The following is a 21,944-nucleotide window of genomic DNA, read 5'->3' as shown; positions in this document are numbered from 1 at the left end:
TGGAGCCTTGCCGCGATGACTGTTTCTGCCGCACCTGCCGAAGGTGGTGCCTGGGCGCCGCTGCGTGAGCCGGTCTTCCGTGCCTTGTGGCTGGCGATCCTGGGCAGCAACGTCGGTACCTGGATCAATGATGTCGCCGCGTCCTGGGTGATGGCCGAACAGACCGGCTCGCCATTGATGGTGGCGGCGGTGCAGTCGGCCACCACCTTGCCGGTGGTGCTATTGGCACTGGTCGCCGGCACGCTGGCCGACATCGTCGACCGTCGTCGCTACCTGCTGTTGACCCAGGCCTGGATGCTGCTGGTGGCCGGTATGCTCGCGTTATTGGCGCATCTGCAGTTGCTGACGCCGTGGGTCTTGGTGGCGCTCACCTTTGCAATGGGCGTGGGCGCAGCAATGGCGATGCCGGCGCAGGCAGCGATCGTGTCGGAACTGGTGCCGCGCCCGATGCTGGCTTCGGCGGTGGCGCTCAATTCGATCGGCATGAACATCGCGCGATCGATCGGCCCGGCCGTGGGTGGGCTGATCGTGGCGCAATTCGGCCCGCCGTGGGCCTTCCTGCTCAACGGGCTGACCTTTGGGATGATGCTGTACGTGCTGTGGCGGTGGCGCCGCGATGTGCGTGCCTCGGCGCTGCCGCCGGAGAGCTTTGGCGCAGGCCTGCGCGCAGGGTTGCGCTACGCCGCGCGCGCCGGTCGCCTGCAGGCGGTGCTGATCAAGGCTGCCGGTTTTTTCGTGTTCGCCAGCGCGTTGACGGCGCTGCTGCCGCTGGTGGTCCGCCGCGATATGCAGCTGGGCGCTGGCAGCTACGGCATTTTGCTGGGCTGCATTGGCATGGGCGCAATCAGCGGCGCCTTGCTGTTGCCGCGCCTGCGTGCGCGCTACGACCGCGATCTGCTGGTGTTCGTTGCCACCCTGGTGTGCGCCGCATCGCTGCTGGGGTTGGCGTTGGCGCGGCTGATTGGCGTGTTGTGCGTGGTGATGGTGGTGAACGGTCTGGCCTGGATCACGGTGCTGTCGTCGTTGCAGATCGCCGCACAGACCGCCGTCCCTGCGTGGGTGCGTGCGCGTGCATTGTCGCTGTACATCGTGGTGTTTTCCGCAGGCATGGCCAGCGGCTCGCTGTTATGGGGTGCGTTGGCGCAACGCACGTCGATTGCGACAGCACTGCAGATCGCCGCTGCCGGTGCAGTGATCGCCGCGCTATTGGTCAAACGCGCGCGGATTGCCGGAACCGAACAGCTGGACCTCGCCCCCGGCGGACATTGGCCTGCACCTGCGCAAACCGATCGCGTCGAGCACGACCGCGGCCCGGTGCTGGTCACGGTGGAATACCGTATCGCTGCCGAGGCACGCGTCGCGTTCTTGCAGTTGATGACGCAACTGGGCAACGCGCGCCGCCGCGACGGCGCCGTGGTCTGGGGCATTGCCGAAGACGCTGCAACGCCGGGTGTGCAATTGGAATACTTCATCGTCGCCTCATGGCTGGAGCATCTGCGGCAGCACGAACGCGTCACCGGCGACGACCGCCAATTGCAGGAACAGATCCGCGCCCTGCATCACGGCGAGCGCGCGCCGGTGGTGCGCCACTTCGTCGGTGGCGGCGGTGCTGCGCTGCCGCCGCACGCGCACTCGGATATCTGATGCCATGAATTGGAAGTTCATCAGCGGTGTCGCGCTGGGTGTGGCAATCGGCTTCGGCTGCCGTGTGGCTGGCATTCCATCGCCTGCACCGACGGCCTTCGTCGGTGCGCTGCTGGTGCTGGCAATGACGTGCGGCTATGCACTGGCCGACCGCTTTCTGGCCCGGCGCGCGGCGAAGAATCTAGAGCATTGTGGCGGACCCAGCGGCCGCGTTGGCCGGCAGGGCGATGCATGAGCCTGGCAGTGCTCGGGGTCCTGCTCGCATTGGCGATCGGCATCGGCTGCCGGTTGCTCGACTTGCCGTTGCCCGCTCCGCCACGTCTGACCGGTGCATTGCTCGTCGTGGCGATGAGCGTGGGGTTCCTGCTGGCCGACTGGTTGCTGCGCTGAAGCGCCACGGTGTCGGGAGCATGCGGCGTGCCCTAGAGCGGCGAGCGCATGATGCCCTCAGCCAACCAAGATCTCGATTGAGCCTGAGAAGCGCAGCGAACAGCAACGACTCTCACCGTCAGGCAGACCTGGCCGGTGTGCGAATCGGGAACACTGGCAAGGTGTAGGTCCTAGCGCAGCGCCTGTCCGGGCGTGAGCTGTGCTTGCGCGATCACTAGCGCCAGATCAAAAAAGGCCGGCTCTGTCGAGCCGGCCTTTCGCCGATCCATCCAACTTCGATCAGGCTTTTGCGAACGCCAGCAGATCCTTGTTGAACTGGTCCGCATGGGTCACGGTCAGGCCGTGCGGCGCGCCGGCATAGATCTTCAATTCTGCATTCTTGATGATCTTGGCCGACATCTTGCCGGACGCATCGATCGGCACGATCTGATCGTCGTCGCCATGGACCACCAGCGCCGGCACATCGATCTTCTTCAGGTCGGGCGTGTAATCGACTTCGGAAAATTCCCTGATGCAGTCGTACTGACCCTTATGCCCACCCAACATGCCCTGCAGCCAGAACGCATCGCGCATGCCCTGGGTGACCTTGTGGCCATCGCGGTTGGCGCCGAAGAACGGCGTGGTCAGGTCCTGATAAAACTGCGAACGATCCTTGGCCACACCGTCACGAATGCCGTCGAACACGCTCATCGGCAGGCCGCCCGGATTGGTCGGGCTCTTGACCATCTGCGGCGGCACGGCGCCCACCAGTACCACCTTGGCCACGCGCTTGCTGCTATGGCGGCCAACGTAATGCGCCACTTCGCCGCCGCCGGTGGAATGGCCTACCAGGATCGCGTCCTTCAGATCCAGCGCCTCGATCACCGCGGCCAGATCGTCGGCGTAGGTGTCCATATCGTTGCCGTCCCAGGTCTGCGACGAACGGCCGTGGCTGCGGCGGTCATGCGCAATCACGCGGAAGCCGTGCTGGCCCATGAACAACATCTGCGCATCCCAGGCATCGGCGCTGAGCGGCCAGCCGTGCGAAAACACGACCGGTTGGCCCTTGCCCCAGTCCTTGTAGAAAATGTTGGCGCCGTCGGGACGTTTGACGAAATTGGACATCTGCTTGACTCCGTGAGTGGACGAGTGGGGCGAGGAGGTGGATGGCATGCGCGTGGCCGCGGCAGCGCTGGCGAGATGTGGCAGCGATAACGCTGCCACGGCTGCCGTGCCGGAAATGAGAAATTGGCGGCGCCCGGCATCGGCCGGATACGTCTCGAACGGATCCATAAGAACTCCTGCAGGCGAGGGCATGCAGCCCGGCGGTCGCATGCGCGCGTTGGCGCGTCATGCAAGGCATGCCTACGCAGCGCAAGGCCACTGCAGGCAAAAGACACACCGGTGCATGCGCCAAGTAGAGCGCGTGGGGCACGAGGCAGATTGCACATGCGTGCGCAGTGCGCGAACTGGCGCGGAATGTGGTCGATTCGAGCGATGCGCAGGCCGTAATGGAAGAAACGTATACATGCGCACAGCGCTGGCGACGGGCTCAAGCGGTAGCGTGATGTTTCGCTCTTCAATCACCTCACCGAGCACCTGTCTGGTGCGGTGTGCTCACCGTTGGCAGCATGGATCCCGACATCGAGCCTACATGGGAGGTACTTGCGGCGTGTCCTGCGAGCGGCGAGGGCACCGCCACCTCGAGTCAGTCGAGTCTGCTGCAGAGAGCGTGTCCAGCCATCATCGCAGGACACGCTGGGTAAGCTCTCAAGCATCACCAACAGCGATGGTGCGCATTGAAGGGAAGAAAGCGCGACGTCGTCTTCCAGCTGTCCGGGCGATGCGAAACAATTGATCGAACGCCGGTGCAACACCCGAGCCGATGCCGCATCTCAATGCAGCGCGGTATCCCACAGCAGCTTCAGATTGAGGCATACGATCACCGCCGCGATCACCCACGCGATGCGTACCAGCCACGCTGGCGCTACCAGCGCGCCCATCAATTGCCGGTCGGACACGAAGCGCACCAGCGGAATCACCGCAAACGGCAGCTGCATCGACAACACCACCTGGCTGAGTACCAACAACCGTGCGGTACCGGCTTCGCCATACAGCCAGGTCACGATGACCACCGGCACGATGGCGATACCGCGGGTGAGCAAGCGCCGTATCCACGGCGGCAGGCGTAATTGCAGGAAACCTTCCATCACGATCTGCCCGGCCAACGTTGCGGTCACGGTGGAGTTGATGCCCGAGGCAAGCAGCGCCACCGCAAACAGCGTCGAGGCCAGGCCGACGCCCAGCATCGGCGCCAGCAACGCATGCGCCTGTTCGATCTCCTGCACGTCGGTGCGGCCCTGCGCATGGAACACCGCCGCAGCCAGGATCAGGATCGAGGCATTGATGAACAACGCGAACATCAACGCCACGGTGCTGTCGGTGACCGCCCAACGCAGCGCCGATTTCCGGCCGACATCGGTCCGCGGATACGCGCGCGTCTGCACGATCGAGGAATGCAGATACAGGTTGTGTGGCATCACCGTCGCCCCGATGATGCCGATCGCCAGATACAGCGCCTGCGAGTCGGTGACCACCTGCGCACGCGGAATGAAACCGCCCAGGATCGCCGCAACCGGCGGTGCGGCCAGCGCGATCTGGATGCCGAAACACACGAAGATGATCAGCAGCAGCGCGATCACGAAGGCTTCCAGCGCGCGGAAGCCGCGGTTCATCAGTAGCAACACCAGCACCACATCCACCGCGGTGATGATCGCGCCCATGGTGAGCGGGATCCCGAACAACAGCTTCAGCGCAATCGCGGTACCGATGACCTCGGCCAGATCGCAGGCGATGATGGCCAGCTCGCAAATGCCCCACAGCGCCAGATTGACGCCACGCGGATAGCGCACGCGACAGGCCTGCGCCAGATCCAGCCCGGTCGCGATGCCCATCCGCGCCGACAAACCTTGCAGCACGATCGCCATCAGGTTCGACAACAGGATCACCGACAGCAGCAGGTAGCCGAACTGCGAGCCGCCGGCCAGATCGGTGGCCCAGTTGCCCGGGTCCATATAGCCCACCGACACCATGTAGCCCGGTCCCAGGAAGGCCAGCAGGCGGAACCACCAATGGCCGCCCTTGGGCACGGAGACGCTGGCCTGGTGGTCGCCCAGGCCGCCGGTGGCGGTGGCTGGCGATGGCGCTGAGGCGGCGGTGTTGGCGGACATGCACTCGGGTCGAAACGGGTTAAACGCATGATATAGCAGTTGCTATGCTGTTGAGCATTGGCAATTTGAATCGTATTGATCTGCCGTGTGCTTCAAACTATGCGCCCGGCATCGACGCCGGCGACGATGACGAGGACGAGGGTGGGCAAGAGCGAAAAGGTGGAAGCGGCCGCGCCGGTCCTGATCGATGCGCAGGTGCACATGGAGAGCTTCCGTCAGGTACGCGAAGCGCGCCGCGCCGAGCTGGTCGAAGACTACGTGGAGCTCATCTCCGATCTGCTGGTGGATGGCGGCGAGGCACGTCAGGTCGATATCGCGGCGCGCCTGGGTGTGGCGCAGCCCACCGTGGCCAAGATGCTCAAGCGGCTGGTGCGCGATGGGTGGGTCGTGCAGCGTCCCTACCGTGGGGTGTTCCTGACCCCGGCCGGCGAGGCCCTGGCCGCCTCCAGCCGGCAGCGCCACCAGATCGTGGAGCGCTTCCTGCTTGCGCTTGGCATCGACGAAGCCACCGCGCGCCGCGACGCGGAGGGCATCGAACACCACGTCAGCGAAGCCACGGTTGCCGCGTTCGCCGCGTTCCTGGACCGCCAGGGCGGTGCGGCCACGTGAGTGTGCCCATTGATGCGCCGACCGAAACGCCGCACGCGGCGATCGATGAGCACTGGATGCGGCATGCCTTGCAGTTGGCCGAGCGTGCCGAGCGCGACTATGACGAAATCCCGGTCGGCGCGCTGCTGGTCGATGCGCAAGGCAACGTGCTTGGCGAAGGCTGGAATTTCAATATCGCCAGCCACGATCCCAGCGCGCATGCCGAAATCGTGGCAATGCGCGAAGCCGGGCGCCGCCTGGCCAATCACCGCCTGATCGGCTGCACGCTGTACGTCACCCTGGAGCCGTGCGCGATGTGCGCGATGGCGATGATTCATGCGCGGATCGCGCGCGTGGTGTTCGCCGCCAGCGATCCCAAGACCGGCGCCTGCGGCAGCGTCTTCGACCTGCTTGCCGACCCGCGCCACAATCATCGCGTGCAGGTGTGCGGTGGCGTGCTTGCGGCCGAGGCGAGCCTGCGGCTGACCAATTACTTCAGGGCCAAGCGCGGCAAGCCACCACTTGCGCCCTGAGCGACGTGGCCGCGGTATGATGCGCGCCCTCTTCAGCATCCGGCCGGCGACGGCCTCCACAGGACGGCGACATGGCAGAGAACCTTGCAGGCAACGACCGACTGATCTGGATCGATCTGGAAATGACCGGCCTGGATACCGATCGCGATTCCATCATCGAGATCGCCACCATCGTGACCGATGCGCAGTTGAACGTGCTTGCCGAGGGGCCGGAACTGGCCATTGCGCATCCGCTGGAAACCCTGGAAGCGATGGACGAATGGAACCGCAATCAGCACCGCCGTTCGGGTCTGTGGCAGCGCGTGCTCGACAGCCAGGTGACCCACGCGCAGGCTGAAGCGCAGACGGTGGCATTCCTGAGCGAGTGGATCCGTGCCGGCGCCTCGCCGATGTGCGGCAACTCGATCTGCCAGGATCGCCGCTTCCTGCACCGTCAGATGTCGCGCCTGGAACGCTATTTCCATTACCGCAATCTGGACGTGTCCACCATCAAGGAACTCGCGCGACGTTGGGCGCCCTCGGTGGCGAACGGGTTTGCCAAGAGTTCGGCGCATACCGCCCTGAGCGATGTGCGCGATTCGATCGACGAGTTGCGCCACTACCGTCAGTTCATGGGTGCGCTCGGTGGCGATGCTGCGGCGGGTGTGGAGGGCTGAGCGTTGGCCACGGCGTTGTTGCAGGGTGTTGGCGTGTCGCCGGTGTCCCATTCCAATGGCACGCAAGCGTGCGCCAGTCGACTCCTCAGCCGACTGCGCGGGGTGCAGGCCACTCGATGGCGACCCATCCAACAAAAGCATCCGACAAGAAAGGCATCAACAAAAAGGCCGCATCGTTCGATGCGGCCTTTTCTGCCTTTCCATCACGCCATTGTGTACGTCAGCGCGCCAACGAAGGCCCCTTGCTCAGGTCGCCATCGTCTGCGATGCCTTTCAGCAACAGGTCGGAGATCGGCTTGCCATCGGCATCGTGGTGATACACGTGCAGGTCGCGCTGCGGGTAGGGGATGTTGAGTCCGTTTTCCAGCAACTGGTTGCGGATCTGCTCCAGTGTGGTGCTCTTGGCAGCGCCGAAATTGCCGTTGGTCGCATACGCGAACAACATCAGGTCCACCGTACTCTCGCCCAGGTTGGTCACCTGCACGAATGGTGCAGGCGACTCCAGGATGTTCGGGTTGTCCTTGGCGATCTGCAGCAACAGCTGCTGCGCCTTCTTCAGATCGTCTTGGTAGCCCACGCCGACCGTCACTTCCAGGCGGCGGTTGGGCAGGGTGCTGTAGTTGACGATGGGGGCGGTGGTAATCGTGCTGTTTGGCAGGGTGATCATGCGTTCGTCGAACGAACGGATCCGGGTCTGGAAGATCCGGATCTCGTCGACGATGCCTTCCTGCCCGGCGATCAACACGTGGTCGCCATCGCGCATCGGCCGCAGCACGATCAGCATCACGCCTGCGGCGATGTTGGACAGCGAATCCTTCAGGGCAAGGCCGACCGCCAGGCCTGCTGCGCCGAGCACTGCGATCAGTGAGGTCGGTGGCACACCGATCTGACTCAATGCGCTGACGAAGACCAGCACCAGCAACAACGCGTACATCACGTTGCGCAGGAAATTGGTCAGCGTGATCTCGACGCGTGCGCGGGTGAGCGCGCGGTGCAACCACTGGCTGAGTTGCCGGGCCAGCCACATGCCGACCACGACGATCAGCAGTGCCACTCCCCAGTTGACCGCGTACTGCGCCCACGGAATGGCGGCCCAGTTGAATGCCGGCTCGCTGGTCGCGGCGGGCTTCGCGGCTGCCGCTCCTGCTGCAGCAACCGGTTTTGCAGCAGCTGCTCCCGCAGCTGCTGCCCACATCGCACCCATCAGTCTCATCAGCCCTCGCTCTTGAGCTTGGCCAGACGCAGCCAGGTGTCGACCACGGTGTCGGGATTCAACGACACCGATTCGATTCCTTCCTGCATCAGCCACTCGGCCAGTTCCGGGTGGTCGGACGGCCCCTGGCCGCAGATCCCCACGTATTTGCCCTTGGCGCGCGCCGACTTGATCGCCATCGACAGCAGCTTCTTGACCGCCGGGTTCCGCTCATCGAACAGGTGCGCCACGATCGAAGAATCGCGGTCCAGGCCCAGGGTGAGCTGGGTCAGGTCGTTGGAGCCGATCGAGAAGCCGTCGAAGATCTCCAGGAACTCGTCGGCCAGCAGCGCATTGGACGGCAGCTCGCACATCATGATGATCTTCAAACCGTTCTCGCCTTGCTTGAGCCCGTTCTGCTCCAGCACTTCGATCACCTTGCGGCCTTCTTCCAGCGTACGCACGAACGGGATCATCACCCAGAGGTTGTCCAGGCCCATCTCGTTGCGCACCTTCAACACCGCCTTGCACTCCAGCGCGAAGGCCTTGGTGAAGGACGGGTCGACGTAGCGGCTGGCGCCGCGGAAGCCGATCATCGGGTTCTCTTCATGCGGCTCGTAACGCGAACCGCCGATCAGGTTGGCGTACTCGTTGGACTTGAAGTCCGACAAACGCACGATCACGGTATTCGGCGCGACCGATGCGGTCAGCGTAGCGATGCCTTCGGCCAGGCGGTTGACATAGAAGCTGACCGGATCGCCATAGCCGGCGATCTTGGCGTCGATCTTCTTGCGGACATCGGCATCCTGCTTGTCGTATTCCAGCAGAGCGTTGGGATGCACGCCGATGTGCGAGGCGATGATCATTTCCAGGCGCGCCAGGCCGATGCCGGCATTGGGCAGCTGGCCGAAGTCGAACGCGCGTTCCGGGTTGGCGACGTTCATCATGATCTTCAGCGGGGCAGGCGGCATGTTGCCCAGATCGGTCGTGGTGCGCTCGAACGCCAGCTTGCCTTCGTAGATAAAGCCGGTGTCGCCCTCGGCGCAGCTGACGGTAACTTCCTGGCCGTCCTTGATCACGGCGGTGGCATTGCCCGATCCGACCACGGCCGGCACGCCGAGCTCACGCGCGATGATCGCTGCATGGCAGGTACGGCCGCCGCGGTTGGTGACGATGGCCGAGGCGCGCTTCATCACCGGCTCCCAATCGGGATCGGTCATGTCGGCGATCAACACATCGCCAGCCTGGACACGATTCATGTCGTCCAACGAACGCACCACGCGTGCCACGCCGCTACCGATCTTGGCACCGACCGCGCGGCCTTCGGCCAGGATCTTGGCGTCCTTGGCTTCCAGCGCAAAACGTTCGATCTGGGTCGCATGGCTGCGCGACTTCACCGTCTCCGGACGCGCCTGCACAATGAACAACTTGCCGCTGACGCCATCCTTGGCCCACTCGATATCCATCGGGCGGCCGTAATGCTTTTCGATCACCAACGCCTGCTTGGACAGCTCCTTCACGTCTTCGTCGCTGATGGAGAAGGTGTTGCGCAGTTCCACCGGGGTGTCTTCGGTGCGCACACGCTCGCCGGGCACGTCCGAATAGACCATGCGGATGGCCTTGCTGCCGAGCGAGCGGCGCAGGATTGCCGGCTTGCCCGCGGTCAGCGTGGGTTTGTAGACGTAGAACTCGTCCGGGTTGACTGCGCCCTGCACGACCATTTCGCCCAGGCCGAAGCTGGAGGTGACGAACACCACGTCGCGGAAACCGGATTCGGTGTCAAGCGTAAACAAGACGCCTGCCGCGCCCACGCCCGAGCGCACCATCAACTGCACGCCGGCCGACAGGAACACGTCTTCATGCTTGAAGCCGTGGTGCACGCGATAGGCGATCGCACGGTCGTTGTAGAGGCTGGCGAACACTTCCTTGACCTTGTGCACCACATCGTCGGCGCCGGTCACATTGAGGAAGGTCTCCTGCTGGCCTGCGAACGACGCGTCCGGCAGGTCTTCGGCGGTTGCCGAGGAGCGCACGGCCACGGCAACTTCACCGCCGCCGTTCTCGGCGCACAACTGGGCGTAGGCGGTGCGGATGTCGCGGTCCAGTTCCGGCTGCAGCGGGGCATCGATCACCCAGCCGCGGATTTCCTTGCCGGCCAGCGTGAGTGCATTGACGTCTTCGACATCCAGCGTCGCCAGCTTGTCAAAGATGCGCTTGGACAGATCGTTGTGTGCGATGAAGTCCTTGAAAGCTTCCGCGGTCGTCGCATATCCACCGGGAACCGAGACGCCCAACCCAGCCAGGTTGCCGATCATCTCGCCAAGTGAGGAATTTTTACCGCCTACGCGGGCCAGGTCGGCCAGGCGTAGCTCATGCAACCACAGGATATTCTCGTTCAAGCGCGATGCTCCGTAAGGCCATCGCCCGAGCGGGCTGAATGGCCGCGACCGTAGGAAGAAGCCGCTATGATGCAGTGCACAGCGGAGCCTGCACAAGCATGAATCCGTAAGTTTTGGACACCAGTTCAAAGAGGTGGTCTTGATGTCAACAATTCGGCCGGTGTTTTACGTCTCCGATGGAACCGGTATCACCGCTGAAACGATTGGGCATAGCCTGCTCACGCAGTTCAGCGGTTTCAACTTCGTCACCGACCGCATGTCGTTCATCGATGATGCAGATAAAGCGCGCGACGCCGCCATGCGGGTGCGCGCCGCAGGCGAGCGGTACCAGGTGCGCCCGGTCGTGGTCAATTCGTGCGTCGATCCACAATTGAGCATGATCCTGGCCGAAAGTGGCGCGCTGATGCTGGATGTGTTCGCGCCCTTCATCGAGCCGCTGGAGCGCGAGCTCAATGCGCCGCGTCATTCGCGTGTGGGCCGCGCGCATGGCATGGTCGACTTCGAAACCTATCACCGCCGCATCAACGCGATGAACTTCGCGCTCAGTCACGACGATGGCATTGCACTCAATTACGACGAGGCCGATGTGATCCTGGTGGCAGTGTCGCGCGCTGGCAAGACCCCGACCTGCATCTATCTGGCCTTGCATTACGGCATCCGCGCCGCCAACTATCCGCTGACCGACGAAGATCTGGAAAACGAGCAGTTGCCGCCGCGGTTGCGTAACTACCGCAGCAAGTTGTTCGGTTTGACCATTGACCCTGAGCGGTTGCAGCAAATTCGTCAGGAGCGGCGCGCCAATTCGCGCTACAGCGCGGCAGAGACCTGCCGGCGCGAAGTCGCGATCGCCGAGCGCATGTTCCAGATGGAGCGCATTCCCTCGCTCAGCACCACCAATACCTCGATCGAAGAAATCTCCAGCAAGGTGTTGTCCACCCTGGGCCTGCAACGCGAGATGTTTTGATCGGGGATCAGGCGTGGTCGCCGGCACGCCGGTCTTGCGAGCGTGCGCATCGGACGGAGAGCGACCGGTGCGCTTGCGGCGGCGGCTGTGGGAGCAAAGCGGGCGGGGCAGTGCTCCGCCAAGGTAGGCCTGCCGTTGGGCCCTCGTCAATGCTGCCCGTGCGGCGGCGCAGCGTGTAGGATCGGTCCATGGCGCAAGCACTGAGCAAACTCGAACGCATTCCCAAACTGAGCCGCTTCGGCTGGCTGATGGGCTTGTATGCAGAAAACTTCCAACATCTGACCCGGCTGTTCGCCCCGGCCGATCTTGCGCCGGGCTCGTACGTGTCCTCGATTGGCGATGGCCTGAACCTGCGGCTGGACGTGATCGAATGCCACCGCTACACGGTGGAGCTGCGCCTGACCTACGACCTGTGCGACCCGGTCACCGGCGAGCCGGACCCATCGGCGTATGTGCGGCTGTACCGCGATGCGCGCCAGGCCGAGACCACGCATTGCTATGTCGGTCGGCGCTGGCAGGACGTGATGGGCATGTTCCCGCCGCCGGCCGAGCTGATCAGCCACCGCATGCGCATGAATACGTTCCTGGGCAAGTGGCTGGAGTACCTGGCCGAACGCGGCCACGGCGTTGCGACCCTGCGCCTGGATACCGATCACGTGGCACCGCCGCGCCCGAATCCGCAGGCCGCCGTCGGCTGAGCCGGCGTTACCGCCGCGTGCGGCGTGCCGCTTCGGTCATACTGATGCGCTTCGTGTCAGATCGCATGCCATGCCCTATACCCCGATTGTCGCCACGCTCGGCTACCTGTTGTCGCCGGACGGCACCCAGGTGCTGATGATCCATCGCAATGCCCGTCCCGGCGACCAGCATCTGGGCAAATACAACGGCCTGGGCGGCAAGATGGAGCCGGACGAAGACGTGCTGGCCTGCATGCGCCGCGAGATACGTGAGGAAGCCGGCGTCGACTGCGGGCAGATGCAGCTGCGCGGCACCATCAGCTGGCCCGGCTTCGGCAAGCAGGGCGAAGATTGGCTGGGCTTCGTGTTCCTGATCCACAGCTTCGACGGCACGCCCCACACCTCCAATCCGGAAGGGACGCTGGAGTGGATCGCGATCGAGCGGATGGACCAGGTGCCAATGTGGGAAGGCGACCGCCATTTCCTGCCGCTGGTGTTCGATGGCGACCCGCGCCCGTTCCACGGCGTCATGCCGTATCGCGACGGGCGCATGCAGTCGTGGACGTATTCGCGGATCTGATCGCTGCGCGTGCACAACGCGATGGGGACGTGACGCCGACACCGTTCCGGCAGCTGCCCAACCGAGCCCGACTGTTGTAGGGCGATGTCCTCGACGTGCGACGGGGCAGCGGAGCAGCGCTTCCCATCCGATCGGCGAGCCGTGCCGGCTCGCGGCGCAGCACCAATTCCAGCCAGGCTCAACCGTCCGGAGTTGAACATGGAACGTTGAAGAGCCTTTCGGCTCTCTAAGGAACGGAAGGCCTCACCCAGTTCTCCACACCCCCTGTGGATGGACGCTGCGCAAGTCTGTGGACAAGTGCGCGCACCCCTTGCGCCATCTGGCATGCGCGACGCCTGGTCAAAATTTCGCCAGCGTGATCATTGGGCCGTCCAGCCGCCGTCGATGGCGATGGCTTGCCCGGTGATGTTGCGCGCGGCATGCGACATCAGAAACGCCACCGTGCCGGCCAGCTCGTCGTACTCGATGAAGGCGCCCTTGGGCATCGGCTTGAGCATCACATCGCGCACCACCGCGTCCTCGGCGATGCCGCGGGTGCGCGCCTGATCGGCAATCTGCCGCTCCACCAGCGGTGTGCGCATATAGCTGGGGCAGAGCGTGTTGACGGTGATGTCGCAATCGGCGGTTTCCAGCGCGATGACCTTGGCCAGGCCGACCAGGCCATGCTTGGCGGCGACATACGCACTTTTGTATGGGCTGGCCACCAGCGAGTGGATGCTGCCGATATTGAGGATGCGGCCATAGCCGGCTGCACGCATGCTGGGCAGCACGGCGCGACTGAGGCGTGCGGCGCCGGTGAGCATGACATCCACCAGCAGCGCCCACTGCTGCATCGGGAACTCCTCCAGTGTGGCCACATGCTGCAGGCCGGCATTGTTCACCAGTACCTGCGGGGCGCGTGATGCGTTGGCCAGTGCCTGCGCAATGCTGTCTGCATCGGTCACGTCCAACGCCAGCGCCTCGGCCGAGCCGCCTGCTTTGCGCAACGCCTCGGCCGTGCGCTCGGCGTCCGCCAGCTGCACATCGCTGACGAGCAGATGATGACCATCGGCCGCCAGTTGGCTGGCGATACCGGCGCCAATGCCGCTGCCCGCGCCGGTGATCAGGATGCTGCGCATCGGATGTCCTCGTGAAGTGGTGCGCGGCCGGGAGCGGTCACGCGGATCGCCAGCCTAGCCGAGTGCAGCGAAACGGTCGCCTGCATGGCGCGCGCGCGTTACCCTTTGCGCCTTGCTCACCTCAGGCTCCGCATGAAACGCCATTTTTCGATGCTGCGCGATTTCCAACTCGCGGACTGGTTCACGCTTGCCAACGCGTTCTGCGGCACCGGCGCGGTGTTTGCGGCCATGCGGTTCCTGCAAGAGGGGCATCGCGGCGATTTGCTGCTTGGCATGGCCTTGATCCCGCTGGCGTTCGTGTTCGATGCGCTGGACGGGCATGTGGCGCGCTGGCGCAAAGCGTCTTCCACGCTGGGCCGCGAACTGGATTCGCTGGCAGACGTGATCTCCTTCGGCGTGGCGCCGGCGGCGCTGGGCTACGCCTGCGGCATGCGCGGCGGTTGGGACTGGCTGGTGCTGAGCTACTTCGTCTGCTGCGGGGTCAGCCGGCTGGCGCGCTACAACGTCACCGCCGAAGAGATCGCTGGCGAGGCCGACAAGGTGCCGTATTTCGAAGGCACGCCCATTCCGACCAGCCTGGTATTGGTGATCCTGCTCGCCGTTGCCGCCAGCAGCGGGCATATCGGCGACACCTTGTGGTGGGGGCAATGGCAGCTGGGGCCGTGGCAGTTCCATCCGCTGGTGCTGCTGTTCGCGGTGTCCGGCTCGCTGATGATCAGCAAGACGCTGCGTATCCCCAAGCCCTGAGCGGCACACCGCCACGCACGCGGTAGGATGGCTGGGTAAAGGTCACTGGACGGGATGATGGCAAGCAGCGGTTCGGACAACGGCAACTTCGACGACAAGGCGCGCCAGTATTGGGCTGCCTGGGGAGATGCCATGCGCCACGGCCAGGCCGGCGCCGCCGCGCAACAACCACCGCCCGCGTCCGGTAGCGATGCTCCGCAGGATTGGCGCAAGGCCGTGGATTGGTGGTCGCAGTTGCTGCCCACCCAGGCCGCCCCGCAGGCGCAGGAGGCCATCGACCGCTTTCGCACCCAGGCCGGCGACTGGTTCGGGACCATGCAGCAGGTGGCCGCGCAGTTTGCCGGGCGCGACACCTCGGCCAATGAAGTGGCCGAGGCCTGGCGCCAGGCCGTACAAGGGCAGGGCGAACAGCTGATGCAGTGGACCTTGGGTTCGCTGCGCGGCGGCAGCCCGGGCGGGTTCGACCCGTGGCTGCAGGACGCGGCGCAGGCGCTGCAGAAGTGGCGCGAGGAAAATGCGCCCTGGCTGGACATGCCGGCGTTCGGATTGAACCGCAATCACCAGTCGCGCCTGCAGAAACTGGCACGCGCACAGCAGGAGTTCCAGGCCCAGTCGGAGGCCTATGGCGAGCAACTCAAGGCGGCGATCGAGCAGGCGTTCGCGCGCTTCGCGTCCAAGCTGAGCGAGCACGAGAGCAGCGGTAGCCAGCTGACCAGCGCCCGCGCCCTGTTCGATTTGTGGATCGAGGCGGCCGAAGAGTCCTATGCCGATGTCGCCTTGTCGGAGCAGTTCCGCAAGGTGTACGGCGGTTTTGCCAATGCGCACATGCGTCTGCGCGCTGCGCTGCAGGAAGAGGTCGAGCAACTCAGCGAACGCTTCGGCATGCCCACACGTTCGGAGATGGACGCCGCGCATCGGCGCATTGCCGAACTGGAACGCCTGGTCAGGCGGATGCTGCGTAACGCAGCTTCACCGGCAAGCAAGCCCGCTGCGGCGCCGCAGCCTGAAACGGTGACATCGGCGGCGGGCAAGCGCGCGTCGTCCGCCAGCGCCAGTGCGGCGGCAGCGCGGCCGGCGGAGGCAGCACGGGCAGTCAAGCCGGGTGCATCCAAGAAGGCGTCCGTCGACAGGACCGCGACGAAAAAGGCGGCTCCGAAACAGGCGCCAGCGGTCTCCAAGTCGACGAAAACGACCTCGGTCAAGAAGCGCGGTGGGGCGAAATCCCCGCCCAAGCCTGCAGACCGTAAACCCGCTGCAGGTAAAAAACGTGGAGCGCAGGCATGAAAGGTCCGTTGGGATTCAGTGCCGAAGACCTGATGCAGGAAACCTTGTCGATGCAACGCAAGTTGCGCGAAGGGCTCAAGTTGCTGCCGGGCGTGGACGATGTGGATTATGGCGTCACCGAGCGCGAAGAAATCTGGCGCGATGGCAAGGTGGTGCTATACCGCTTCATCGGCGAGCAGGCACCGGTGGCAAAGACACCGCTGCTGATTGTCTATGCATTGGTCAATCGCCCCTACATGGTCGATCTGCAGGCCGATCGCTCGCTGGTGAAGGGGCTATTGAGTCACGGCCAGGATGTCTACGTGCTGGATTGGGGCTACCCGGACCGCTCCGAGCGCTACCTCACGCTGGAAGATTATCTGCTGCGCTATATCGATGGCGCGGTGGATCACCTGCGCGCGCAATCCGGGCTGGAGGCGGTCGATGTGCTCGGCATCTGTCAGGGCGGCACGTTTTCGTTGTGCTACGCCGCGCTGCAACGCGACAAGGTGCGCAACCTGATCACCATGGTGACACCGGTGGATTTCCATACTCCCGACAACATGCTGTCCAACTGGGCGCGCATGGTCGATGTGGATCTGTTCGTGGACACGATGGGCAACGTGCCGGCGGACCTGATGAACGCCAGTTACCTGATGCTCAAGCCGTTCCGGCTGAATCTGCAGAAATACGTGGGCCTGCTCGACATCCTCGACGACAAGCAGGCGCTGGAGGATTTCCTGCGCATGGAAAAGTGGATCTTCGATTCGCCCGACCTGGCCGGTGAGGCCTTCCGCGAATTCGTCACGTTGTTCTATCAGCGCAACGGGTTGGTCACCGGGCAGGTGAGCATCGGGGGACAGGCAGTCGATCTGCAGGTGCTCGACATGCCGGTGCTGAATATCTACGCCGAACACGACCACCTGGTGCCGCCGGATGCCTCACGGGCGCTAGGAGGGCTGGTCGGCAGCGACGACTACAGCGAACTAAGCTTCCGTGGCGGGCACATCGGAATCTACGTCTCCGGGCGTGCGCAGCGCGAGGTGCCGGTGGCAATCCATCGCTGGCTGCAGGAACGCGGCGGCAATGCCTGAGATGGCTGCCTGCACGCCGCGCAGGTGACGCTGCGCCAAGCAGGCCGGGCGGCCATCACGATGTGCAGCGGCCGCGTTTTCTAGACTGTTGGCTACGTCTTGCAGGAGTTCTGCCAATGTCTACCACCACGTTGTCCCGCTCCCTCAACGACCGCATGATCGCCGGTGTCGTTGGCGGCATTGCGCGTCGTTTTGGCTGGAGCTCGACGCTGCTGCGTGTGTTGTTCGTCATCGTGTCGATTGCCTCGGCCGCGTTTCCCGGCATCCTGGTGTATCTGATTCTGTGGCTGCTGATCCCCAACCAGGCCGATTGAAGCCGGTAATGCGCGGCCTGCCTGCATTGCAGGTGCTGGGCGCGTTGTGGACGCTGCCCAATACCTTGATCGGGCTCGCGATCGGCGCGGCCGGCTGGTGTTTCGGTGCGCGTCCCGTCTGGTCGCCGCGGGAACATGCCGTGGTCTTCCACGCCTGGCCGTGGGGTCCGGGGGGCGCAATGACGTTGGGCAACGTGATCTTGCTGAAAGGTGCATCGCTGGACCTGCAGTGCAGCACCTACGCGCACGCCGCAGGCCGTTGCCAGCATCCGCCGGTGCGCCTGGGCGACCACGAGCGCGCGCATGTCTATCAGTACATGCTGCTTGGGCCGCTGTTCCTGCCCATGTATGTTCTGTGCGGCGGCATCCACGTGCGCAATCCGCTGGAGCGGGCTGCCGATACCTATGCGATGCACGGCCACGGTTGGTGGCCGTGGGGGATTCAACCCAGGCGCGCGAAGCCGAACAATTCGGACAGCGGATGAGGCGTGCCCTCTAGTTGTGCACGCAACAAGCCTGCGCCAATGGCGCTATAGGTAATGCCGTTGCCGCCATAGGCCATCGCAAACGATACACGTGGCCCCAGTTCGGCATGCGGCCCGAAGAACGGCAATCCATCGGCAGTTTCTGCGAAGGTGCCAGCCCATGCGAACGCCGGGCGCAGGCGCATATCGGGCATGGTCTTGCCAATTTTCTTCAGCAACGTCCTGAGCTTGCCCCGCACGCGTGCGTCGCGGCGAGGGGGAATGTCGATGTTGTCGTCTTCGCCACCCGCGACCACGCGCCCGTCTGGTGTGCTGCGCAGGTACAGATACGGGCGCGCGGTCTCCCACATCATGGTGTGCTTAAGCGCGCCCATTTCGCTGTCGTGCAGGGTGTCGGTCACGAAGGCGTAGCTGCTGCGATTGCGCGCCACCGGCTGCGAGAGCCAGCGCTGGTTGCCATAGCCGGCTGCCAGGATCACGTGACGGGCGCGCACGCTCACACCGTCTTCGGTGCGCAGGTCGACATGCGCGTCGTGCGGATCGATCGAGGCAATGGAGGTGCGGTCATAGATGCGTGCGCCGTATTGCTCGCACTCGGAAAACAGGCGGTAGCACAGGCGATACGGGTCCACGCTGGCGGCCAGGCGGCTCAGAATCGCGCCATCCGAATGCACGCCGTAGTTGTGCCAGAGCGGCTCGCGTTCGATCCACTCCACCGGCAATCTGTGCGCCTGGCGGGTCTCCAGCTCGCTGCGCAGGTCTTTGATATCGCGCGAGCGGCTGGCGTAGTACAGGCTATCCTGGCGCGTGAAGTCGGTGCCGCCGAAGGTATTGCACAGGCCCTGCAGGTCGAGGATGGCCTGCGCGCACGCCCCATAGGCCAGCGCCGCTGCCTGCATGCCGTGCTGTCTGGCCAGTTCGATCATCGGCGTGTCGATTTCGTACTGGAGCAATGCGGTACTTGCCGAGGTGCTGCCCCAGCCGATGTCGCGCTGTTCGATCACCGCGACTTCGTGCCCATGGCGCACCAATTCGTGGGCAATCAGCGCGGCGGTCACCCCACCACCGACGATGGCCACTTCGCAGACGGTGTCTTGCTCCAGACGCGGGTACGCGCGCATCAACCCGTTGCGGATCGACCAGAACGGGTAGCCACTTTTGAGGTCCATGCGGTGTCGAGCAGCGAGCGGATGGACGGCGATTGACCGCCAAGCGGGGTGAAGCGGCCGTGAGGCGAGCCCGGCCTTGCCGCCGTCACCAAACGGCAAACAGCCAGCGTTAACGTGCGTGGAAAGCTCCTCACGGCGTGCTGGTTATCCTGCCGCCACAACGCAGCAACAGCAGCAGAAGAGGGTGTGGGTATGTCGATTGTCCTGTACGTCGGTGGCAGCAAAGATGGCGACAAGGGCGTGGTGCCTTACGGTTTCAGCAAGTCGCGTGCGATGACCGATGCTGGCCCTGAGGTGTATGTCGAACGCATGGTGCCGCTGAAGGATGTCGGCAAGATCCGCGTGATGGCGCTGGAGTCGCTGCACGAAAGCATTCTGGTCGAACGTGCCGCCACCCATTACGCTCGTCAGGTCAGCTGAGCGCGGCAGCATAGGTTTACGGCGGCGTTGTCAACGGGTTTCCGTGGCGGGCCGGCACTGCGAAAATGCGTTTTTCAGTGAAGCGGGTCACCCCGCGCCGTCATGCACGATAGCCAGCTCGCCCAGCAGATTGCTCGCACCATCGCCGATGAGATCGGTGCCCAGCCCGCCCAGGCGCACGCCGCCATCGCCTTGCTCGACGAAGGCGCCAGCGTCCCCTTCATCGCCCGCTACCGCAAGGAAGTCACCGGCGGGCTGGACGACACGCAGCTACGCAACCTGGAAACGCGACTGACCTATCTGCGCGAGCTGGAAGAGCGCCGCGCGGCGATCCTGTCCAGCATCGGCGAGCAGGGCAAGCTCAGCGACGAATTGCGCAACGAGATCGTGGCGGCCGACACCAAGTCGCGGCTGGAAGACCTGTACCTGCCCTACAAGCCCAAGCGCCGCACCCGCGCGCAGATCGCGCGCGAAGCCGGGCTGGAGCCACTGGCCGATGGCCTGTTGGCGGACCCGACGCAATCTCCGGAAGTAGCCGCGGAAGCCTTCGTCGATGCCGAGAAAGGCGTTGCCGACAGCAAGGCGGCGCTGGAAGGCGCGCGCGCCATCCTGATGGAGCGCTGGGGTGAAGATGCGGCGCTGGTCGGTGAGCTGCGCAGTTGGCTGAGCGACAATGGCGTGATCCGCGCACGGGTCGCCGAGGGCAAGGAAGAGGCCGGTGCCAAGTACCGCGACTACTTCGATCACGCCGAAACATTGGCGAAGATTCCTTCGCACCGCTTGCTGGCGCTGTTTCGCGCACGCCGCGAAGAAATCCTGTATCTGGATCTGGATCCGGGCAGCGATGCCGAGGCTGGCCACCAGTACGCCGAAGGCCGTGTGGCGCGCAATGCCGGTATCTCCAACGAAGGCCGTCCAGCCGATCGCTGGTTGCTGGACGCGTGCCGGCTGACATGGCGCGCCAAGCTGCATATGCACTTACTGTTGGACCTGTTCAACCAGGCGCGCGAAAAGGCCGAGGCCGAAGCGATCGCGGTATTCGGCGACAACCTCAAGGACCTGATGCTGGCAGCGCCGGCCGGTCCGCGGGTGGTGCTTGGGCTGGATCCGGGCATCCGTACCGGTTGCAAGATCGCCGTGGTCGATGCCACCGGCAAGCTGGTGGCTACCGAAACGATTTATCCGCACGAACCCAAGCGGCAGTGGGATCAGTCGCTGCAGACCATCAAAAAGTTGTGCATGCAGCACAACGTGGAGCTGATCGCGATCGGCAACGGCACTGCCAGCCGCGAGACCGACAAGCTGGCCGGTGAGGCGATTGCGCTGTGCGGCGCTGCCAAGGTACAGAAGGTGGTGGTGAGCGAGGCGGGCGCATCGGTGTATTCGGCCTCGGAGTTCGCGGCCAAGGAATTCCCGAATCTGGATGTGTCGCTGCGTGGTGCCGTGTCGATCGCGCGCCGTCTGCAGGATCCATTGGCCGAACTGGTGAAGATCGAGCCCAAGGCGATCGGCGTGGGCCAGTACCAGCACGATGTGGATCAATACCGTCTGGCCAAGGCATTGGAAGCGCGGGTGGAAGACTGCGTCAACGCGGTCGGTGTCTACGTCAATACGGCCTCGGCGGCGTTGTTGTCGCGCGTGTCCGGGCTGTCGGGCACGGTGGCGGAAAATATCGTGCGTCACCGCGACGACAATGGCCCGTTCAAGCGACGCAAGGACCTGCTCAAGGTGCCGCGGCTGGGCGAGAAGACCTTCGAGCAATGCGCCGGTTTCCTGCGCATTGCCGATGGCGAGGAGCCGTTGGATGTGTCGGCGGTGCATCCGGAAGCGTATCCGGTGGTGGAACGCATCGTGAGCAGCACCGGCAAGCCGATCAAGGCATTGCTGGGCGACGGCAGTTTTCTGCGTGGCCTGAAGCCGGAGATGTTCACCGACGACCAATTCGGTGTGCCGACCGTGCGCGACATCCTGAAAGAGCTGGAAAAACCCGGCCGCGATCCGCGCCCGGAGTTCAAGGCAGCGCAGTTCGCCGAAGGCATCGAGGACATCAAGCACCTCAAGCCGGGCATGGTGCTCGAAGGTGTGGTCAGCAATGTGGCCGCGTTCGGTGCGTTCGTCGATATCGGCGTGCATCAGGATGGATTGGTGCACATCTCGGCGTTGTCGGAGACCTTCGTCAAGGATCCGCGCGATGTGGTCAAGGCCGGCGACATCGTCAAGGTCAAGGTGCTGGAGGTGGATGTGGCGCGCAAGCGCATCGCGCTGACCTGTCGTCTGTCCGACACGCCGCCAGCGGCGGATGGCGCAGCGCAACCGCGCGAAGCCCGTGGCAGCGGCGGTCCGGGGCAGGGCAGGCGCGACGTTGGTGGACGCGGTCAGGCGCAGGCCAATAGCAAACCGCGGATCACCGCGCCGCCGGCGGACAACGCCCTGGCTGCCGCATTCGCGCGTGCCAAACGTAGCTAAGTCGCGCTTTTGATCTGTCGGTTGATCGGCGTGGTT

Annotated in this window: 22 protein-coding genes; 16 read left to right on the top strand and 6 right to left on the bottom strand. The window is 64.3% G+C overall.

Translation table 11 applies throughout. The features are described from left to right. The first annotated feature begins 15 nt into the window (after nt 1-15). Genes ACCQ15_RS11415 through ACCQ15_RS11405 form a run of 3 tightly spaced genes read left to right on the top strand, consistent with a single transcriptional unit; the run spans nt 16 to nt 2,034 of the window. Nucleotides 16-1,644, top strand: coding sequence for an MFS transporter (locus ACCQ15_RS11415; RefSeq protein WP_031422902.1), 1,629 nt, complete (start codon nt 16-18; stop codon nt 1,642-1,644). Nucleotides 1,645-1,648: 4 nt separating this feature from the next. After that, the gene (locus ACCQ15_RS11410) at nt 1,649-1,879 is read left to right on the top strand and encodes a DUF1427 family protein (protein WP_057682197.1); all 231 of its coding nucleotides are present in this window, start codon (nt 1,649-1,651) and stop codon (nt 1,877-1,879) included. Next, nucleotides 1,876-2,034: a XapX domain-containing protein gene (locus tag ACCQ15_RS11405; protein WP_008577142.1), complete on the top strand. Its 159-nt coding sequence runs from the start codon at nt 1,876-1,878 to the stop codon at nt 2,032-2,034. The genes ACCQ15_RS11410 and ACCQ15_RS11405 overlap by 4 nt, the downstream gene beginning before the upstream one ends. Before the next feature lie 279 nt (nt 2,035-2,313). On the opposite strand, the gene ACCQ15_RS11400 is transcribed toward ACCQ15_RS11405, so the two are convergent. Both ACCQ15_RS11400 and ACCQ15_RS11395 read right to left on the bottom strand, forming a co-directional pair. Then, nucleotides 2,314-3,138: an alpha/beta fold hydrolase gene (locus tag ACCQ15_RS11400; protein ID WP_029820848.1), complete on the bottom strand. Its 825-nt coding sequence runs from the start codon at nt 3,136-3,138 to the stop codon at nt 2,314-2,316. 770 nt (nt 3,139-3,908) lie between these two features. After that, entirely contained in the window at nt 3,909-5,243 is a 1,335-nt protein-coding gene (locus tag ACCQ15_RS11395; RefSeq protein ID WP_372380582.1) for an Nramp family divalent metal transporter, read from the bottom strand. A gap of 141 nt (nt 5,244-5,384) precedes the next feature. Between ACCQ15_RS11395 and mntR the strand changes: the two genes are divergently transcribed. From mntR to orn, 3 genes are all read left to right on the top strand, one after another. Further along, entirely contained in the window at nt 5,385-5,852 is a 468-nt protein-coding gene (gene mntR / locus ACCQ15_RS11390) for a manganese-binding transcriptional regulator MntR (RefSeq protein WP_011347418.1), read from the top strand. Continuing rightward, nucleotides 5,849-6,364, top strand: coding sequence for a tRNA adenosine(34) deaminase TadA (gene tadA, locus ACCQ15_RS11385; RefSeq protein WP_039416737.1), 516 nt, complete (start codon nt 5,849-5,851; stop codon nt 6,362-6,364). Before mntR ends, tadA begins: the two co-directional genes overlap by 4 nt. 71 nt (nt 6,365-6,435) lie before the next feature. Further along, a complete protein-coding gene (orn, locus tag ACCQ15_RS11380; protein WP_008577153.1) occupies nt 6,436-7,020 on the top strand; it encodes an oligoribonuclease in 585 nt (194 codons plus the stop codon). Nucleotides 7,021-7,240: 220 nt separating this feature from the next. Here orn and ACCQ15_RS11375 read toward each other — a convergent pair whose 3' ends face one another. Together ACCQ15_RS11375 and ppsA are read right to left on the bottom strand one after the other, a co-directional pair. Continuing rightward, nucleotides 7,241-8,233: a mechanosensitive ion channel family protein gene (locus ACCQ15_RS11375; RefSeq protein ID WP_122272906.1), complete on the bottom strand. Its 993-nt coding sequence runs from the start codon at nt 8,231-8,233 to the stop codon at nt 7,241-7,243. Next, nucleotides 8,233-10,611 carry a phosphoenolpyruvate synthase gene (ppsA, locus tag ACCQ15_RS11370; protein ID WP_372380581.1) on the bottom strand — a complete coding sequence of 793 codons (2,379 nt, stop codon included), beginning with the start codon at nt 10,609-10,611 and terminating at the stop codon, nt 8,233-8,235. The genes ACCQ15_RS11375 and ppsA overlap by 1 nt, the downstream gene beginning before the upstream one ends. Before the next feature lie 142 nt (nt 10,612-10,753). On the opposite strand from ppsA, the gene ppsR reads away from it, so the two are divergent. The 3 genes from ppsR (at nt 10,754) to ACCQ15_RS11355 (ending at nt 12,832) form a co-directional block, all read left to right on the top strand. Continuing rightward, nucleotides 10,754-11,575, top strand: a complete 822-nt coding sequence (gene ppsR / locus ACCQ15_RS11365) for a posphoenolpyruvate synthetase regulatory kinase/phosphorylase PpsR (protein WP_003482830.1) — start codon at nt 10,754-10,756, stop codon at nt 11,573-11,575. Nucleotides 11,576-11,763: 188 nt separating this feature from the next. Beyond that, nucleotides 11,764-12,273 carry a DUF1249 domain-containing protein gene (locus tag ACCQ15_RS11360; protein WP_008573198.1) on the top strand — a complete coding sequence of 170 codons (510 nt, stop codon included), beginning with the start codon at nt 11,764-11,766 and terminating at the stop codon, nt 12,271-12,273. 70 nt (nt 12,274-12,343) lie between these two features. Beyond that, a complete protein-coding gene (locus tag ACCQ15_RS11355; RefSeq protein WP_008573201.1) occupies nt 12,344-12,832 on the top strand; it encodes an NUDIX hydrolase in 489 nt (162 codons plus the stop codon). Between the two features lie 359 nt (nt 12,833-13,191). Here ACCQ15_RS11355 and ACCQ15_RS11350 read toward each other — a convergent pair whose 3' ends face one another. Further along, nucleotides 13,192-13,950 carry a 3-hydroxybutyrate dehydrogenase gene (locus tag ACCQ15_RS11350; protein ID WP_372380580.1) on the bottom strand — a complete coding sequence of 253 codons (759 nt, stop codon included), beginning with the start codon at nt 13,948-13,950 and terminating at the stop codon, nt 13,192-13,194. Between the two features lie 84 nt (nt 13,951-14,034). On the opposite strand from ACCQ15_RS11350, the gene ACCQ15_RS11345 reads away from it, so the two are divergent. From ACCQ15_RS11345 to ACCQ15_RS11325, 5 genes are all read left to right on the top strand, one after another. Next, nucleotides 14,035-14,697, top strand: coding sequence for a CDP-alcohol phosphatidyltransferase family protein (locus ACCQ15_RS11345; protein ID WP_011347422.1), 663 nt, complete (start codon nt 14,035-14,037; stop codon nt 14,695-14,697). Between the two features lie 54 nt (nt 14,698-14,751). Beyond that, nucleotides 14,752-15,981: a class III poly(R)-hydroxyalkanoic acid synthase subunit PhaE gene (gene phaE, locus ACCQ15_RS11340; RefSeq protein ID WP_014090227.1), complete on the top strand. Its 1,230-nt coding sequence runs from the start codon at nt 14,752-14,754 to the stop codon at nt 15,979-15,981. Then, a complete protein-coding gene (locus tag ACCQ15_RS11335) occupies nt 15,978-17,054 on the top strand; it encodes a class III poly(R)-hydroxyalkanoic acid synthase subunit PhaC (RefSeq protein ID WP_011347424.1) in 1,077 nt (358 codons plus the stop codon). Before phaE ends, ACCQ15_RS11335 begins: the two co-directional genes overlap by 4 nt. Nucleotides 17,055-17,170: 116 nt before the next feature. Then, nucleotides 17,171-17,368 carry a PspC domain-containing protein gene (locus tag ACCQ15_RS11330; RefSeq protein ID WP_011347425.1) on the top strand — a complete coding sequence of 66 codons (198 nt, stop codon included), beginning with the start codon at nt 17,171-17,173 and terminating at the stop codon, nt 17,366-17,368. 8 nt (nt 17,369-17,376) lie between these two features. Continuing rightward, nucleotides 17,377-17,853, top strand: coding sequence for a hypothetical protein (locus ACCQ15_RS11325; protein WP_033478715.1), 477 nt, complete (start codon nt 17,377-17,379; stop codon nt 17,851-17,853). Here ACCQ15_RS11325 and ACCQ15_RS11320 read toward each other — a convergent pair. Continuing rightward, nucleotides 17,811-19,022: an NAD(P)/FAD-dependent oxidoreductase gene (locus ACCQ15_RS11320; RefSeq protein ID WP_372380579.1), complete on the bottom strand. Its 1,212-nt coding sequence runs from the start codon at nt 19,020-19,022 to the stop codon at nt 17,811-17,813. The two genes, ACCQ15_RS11325 and ACCQ15_RS11320, sit on opposite strands and share 43 nt — an antisense overlap. Before the next feature lie 192 nt (nt 19,023-19,214). Between ACCQ15_RS11320 and ACCQ15_RS11315 the strand changes: the two genes are divergently transcribed. After that, nucleotides 19,215-19,442 (top strand): hypothetical protein, encoded by a 228-nt coding sequence (locus ACCQ15_RS11315; RefSeq protein WP_008573245.1) that lies wholly within the window; start codon nt 19,215-19,217, stop codon nt 19,440-19,442. 102 nt (nt 19,443-19,544) lie between these two features. Continuing rightward, on the top strand, nt 19,545-21,908 hold the full coding sequence (locus ACCQ15_RS11310; RefSeq protein WP_372380578.1) for a Tex family protein: 2,364 nt from the start codon (nt 19,545-19,547) through the stop codon (nt 21,906-21,908). Nucleotides 21,909-21,944 lie beyond the last annotated feature (36 nt).

Source organism: Xanthomonas sp. NCPPB 1754, from assembly GCF_041475725.2.
Taxonomy (GTDB): domain Bacteria; phylum Pseudomonadota; class Gammaproteobacteria; order Xanthomonadales; family Xanthomonadaceae; genus Xanthomonas; species Xanthomonas euvesicatoria.
This window is presented reverse-complemented; position numbering and strand designations above follow the sequence as displayed.

Excerpts from the sequence above, each read along its gene's own strand:
- ACCQ15_RS11415 (WP_031422902.1), top strand. The coding sequence starts at position 16 with ATGACTGTTTCTGCCGCACCTGCCGAAGGTGGTGCCTGGGCGCCGCTG.
- ACCQ15_RS11410 (WP_057682197.1), top strand. The coding sequence starts at position 1,649 with ATGAATTGGAAGTTCATCAGCGGTGTCGCGCTGGGTGTGGCAATCGGC.
- ACCQ15_RS11405 (WP_008577142.1), top strand. The coding sequence starts at position 1,876 with ATGAGCCTGGCAGTGCTCGGGGTCCTGCTCGCATTGGCGATCGGCATC.
- ACCQ15_RS11400 (WP_029820848.1), bottom strand. The coding sequence starts at position 3,138 with ATGTCCAATTTCGTCAAACGTCCCGACGGCGCCAACATTTTCTACAAG.
- ACCQ15_RS11395 (WP_372380582.1), bottom strand. The coding sequence starts at position 5,243 with ATGTCCGCCAACACCGCCGCCTCAGCGCCATCGCCAGCCACCGCCACC.
- orn (WP_008577153.1), top strand. The coding sequence starts at position 6,436 with ATGGCAGAGAACCTTGCAGGCAACGACCGACTGATCTGGATCGATCTG.
- ACCQ15_RS11375 (WP_122272906.1), bottom strand. The coding sequence starts at position 8,233 with ATGAGACTGATGGGTGCGATGTGGGCAGCAGCTGCGGGAGCAGCTGCT.
- ppsR (WP_003482830.1), top strand. The coding sequence starts at position 10,754 with ATGTCAACAATTCGGCCGGTGTTTTACGTCTCCGATGGAACCGGTATC.
- ACCQ15_RS11360 (WP_008573198.1), top strand. The coding sequence starts at position 11,764 with ATGGCGCAAGCACTGAGCAAACTCGAACGCATTCCCAAACTGAGCCGC.
- ACCQ15_RS11355 (WP_008573201.1), top strand. The coding sequence starts at position 12,344 with ATGCCCTATACCCCGATTGTCGCCACGCTCGGCTACCTGTTGTCGCCG.
- ACCQ15_RS11350 (WP_372380580.1), bottom strand. The coding sequence starts at position 13,950 with ATGCGCAGCATCCTGATCACCGGCGCGGGCAGCGGCATTGGCGCCGGT.
- ACCQ15_RS11345 (WP_011347422.1), top strand. The coding sequence starts at position 14,035 with ATGGCGCGCGCGCGTTACCCTTTGCGCCTTGCTCACCTCAGGCTCCGC.
- phaE (WP_014090227.1), top strand. The coding sequence starts at position 14,752 with ATGATGGCAAGCAGCGGTTCGGACAACGGCAACTTCGACGACAAGGCG.
- ACCQ15_RS11335 (WP_011347424.1), top strand. The coding sequence starts at position 15,978 with ATGAAAGGTCCGTTGGGATTCAGTGCCGAAGACCTGATGCAGGAAACC.
- ACCQ15_RS11330 (WP_011347425.1), top strand. The coding sequence starts at position 17,171 with ATGTCTACCACCACGTTGTCCCGCTCCCTCAACGACCGCATGATCGCC.
- ACCQ15_RS11325 (WP_033478715.1), top strand. The coding sequence starts at position 17,377 with ATGCGCGGCCTGCCTGCATTGCAGGTGCTGGGCGCGTTGTGGACGCTG.
- ACCQ15_RS11320 (WP_372380579.1), bottom strand. The coding sequence starts at position 19,022 with ATGGACCTCAAAAGTGGCTACCCGTTCTGGTCGATCCGCAACGGGTTG.
- ACCQ15_RS11315 (WP_008573245.1), top strand. The coding sequence starts at position 19,215 with ATGTCGATTGTCCTGTACGTCGGTGGCAGCAAAGATGGCGACAAGGGC.
- ACCQ15_RS11310 (WP_372380578.1), top strand. The coding sequence starts at position 19,545 with ATGCACGATAGCCAGCTCGCCCAGCAGATTGCTCGCACCATCGCCGAT.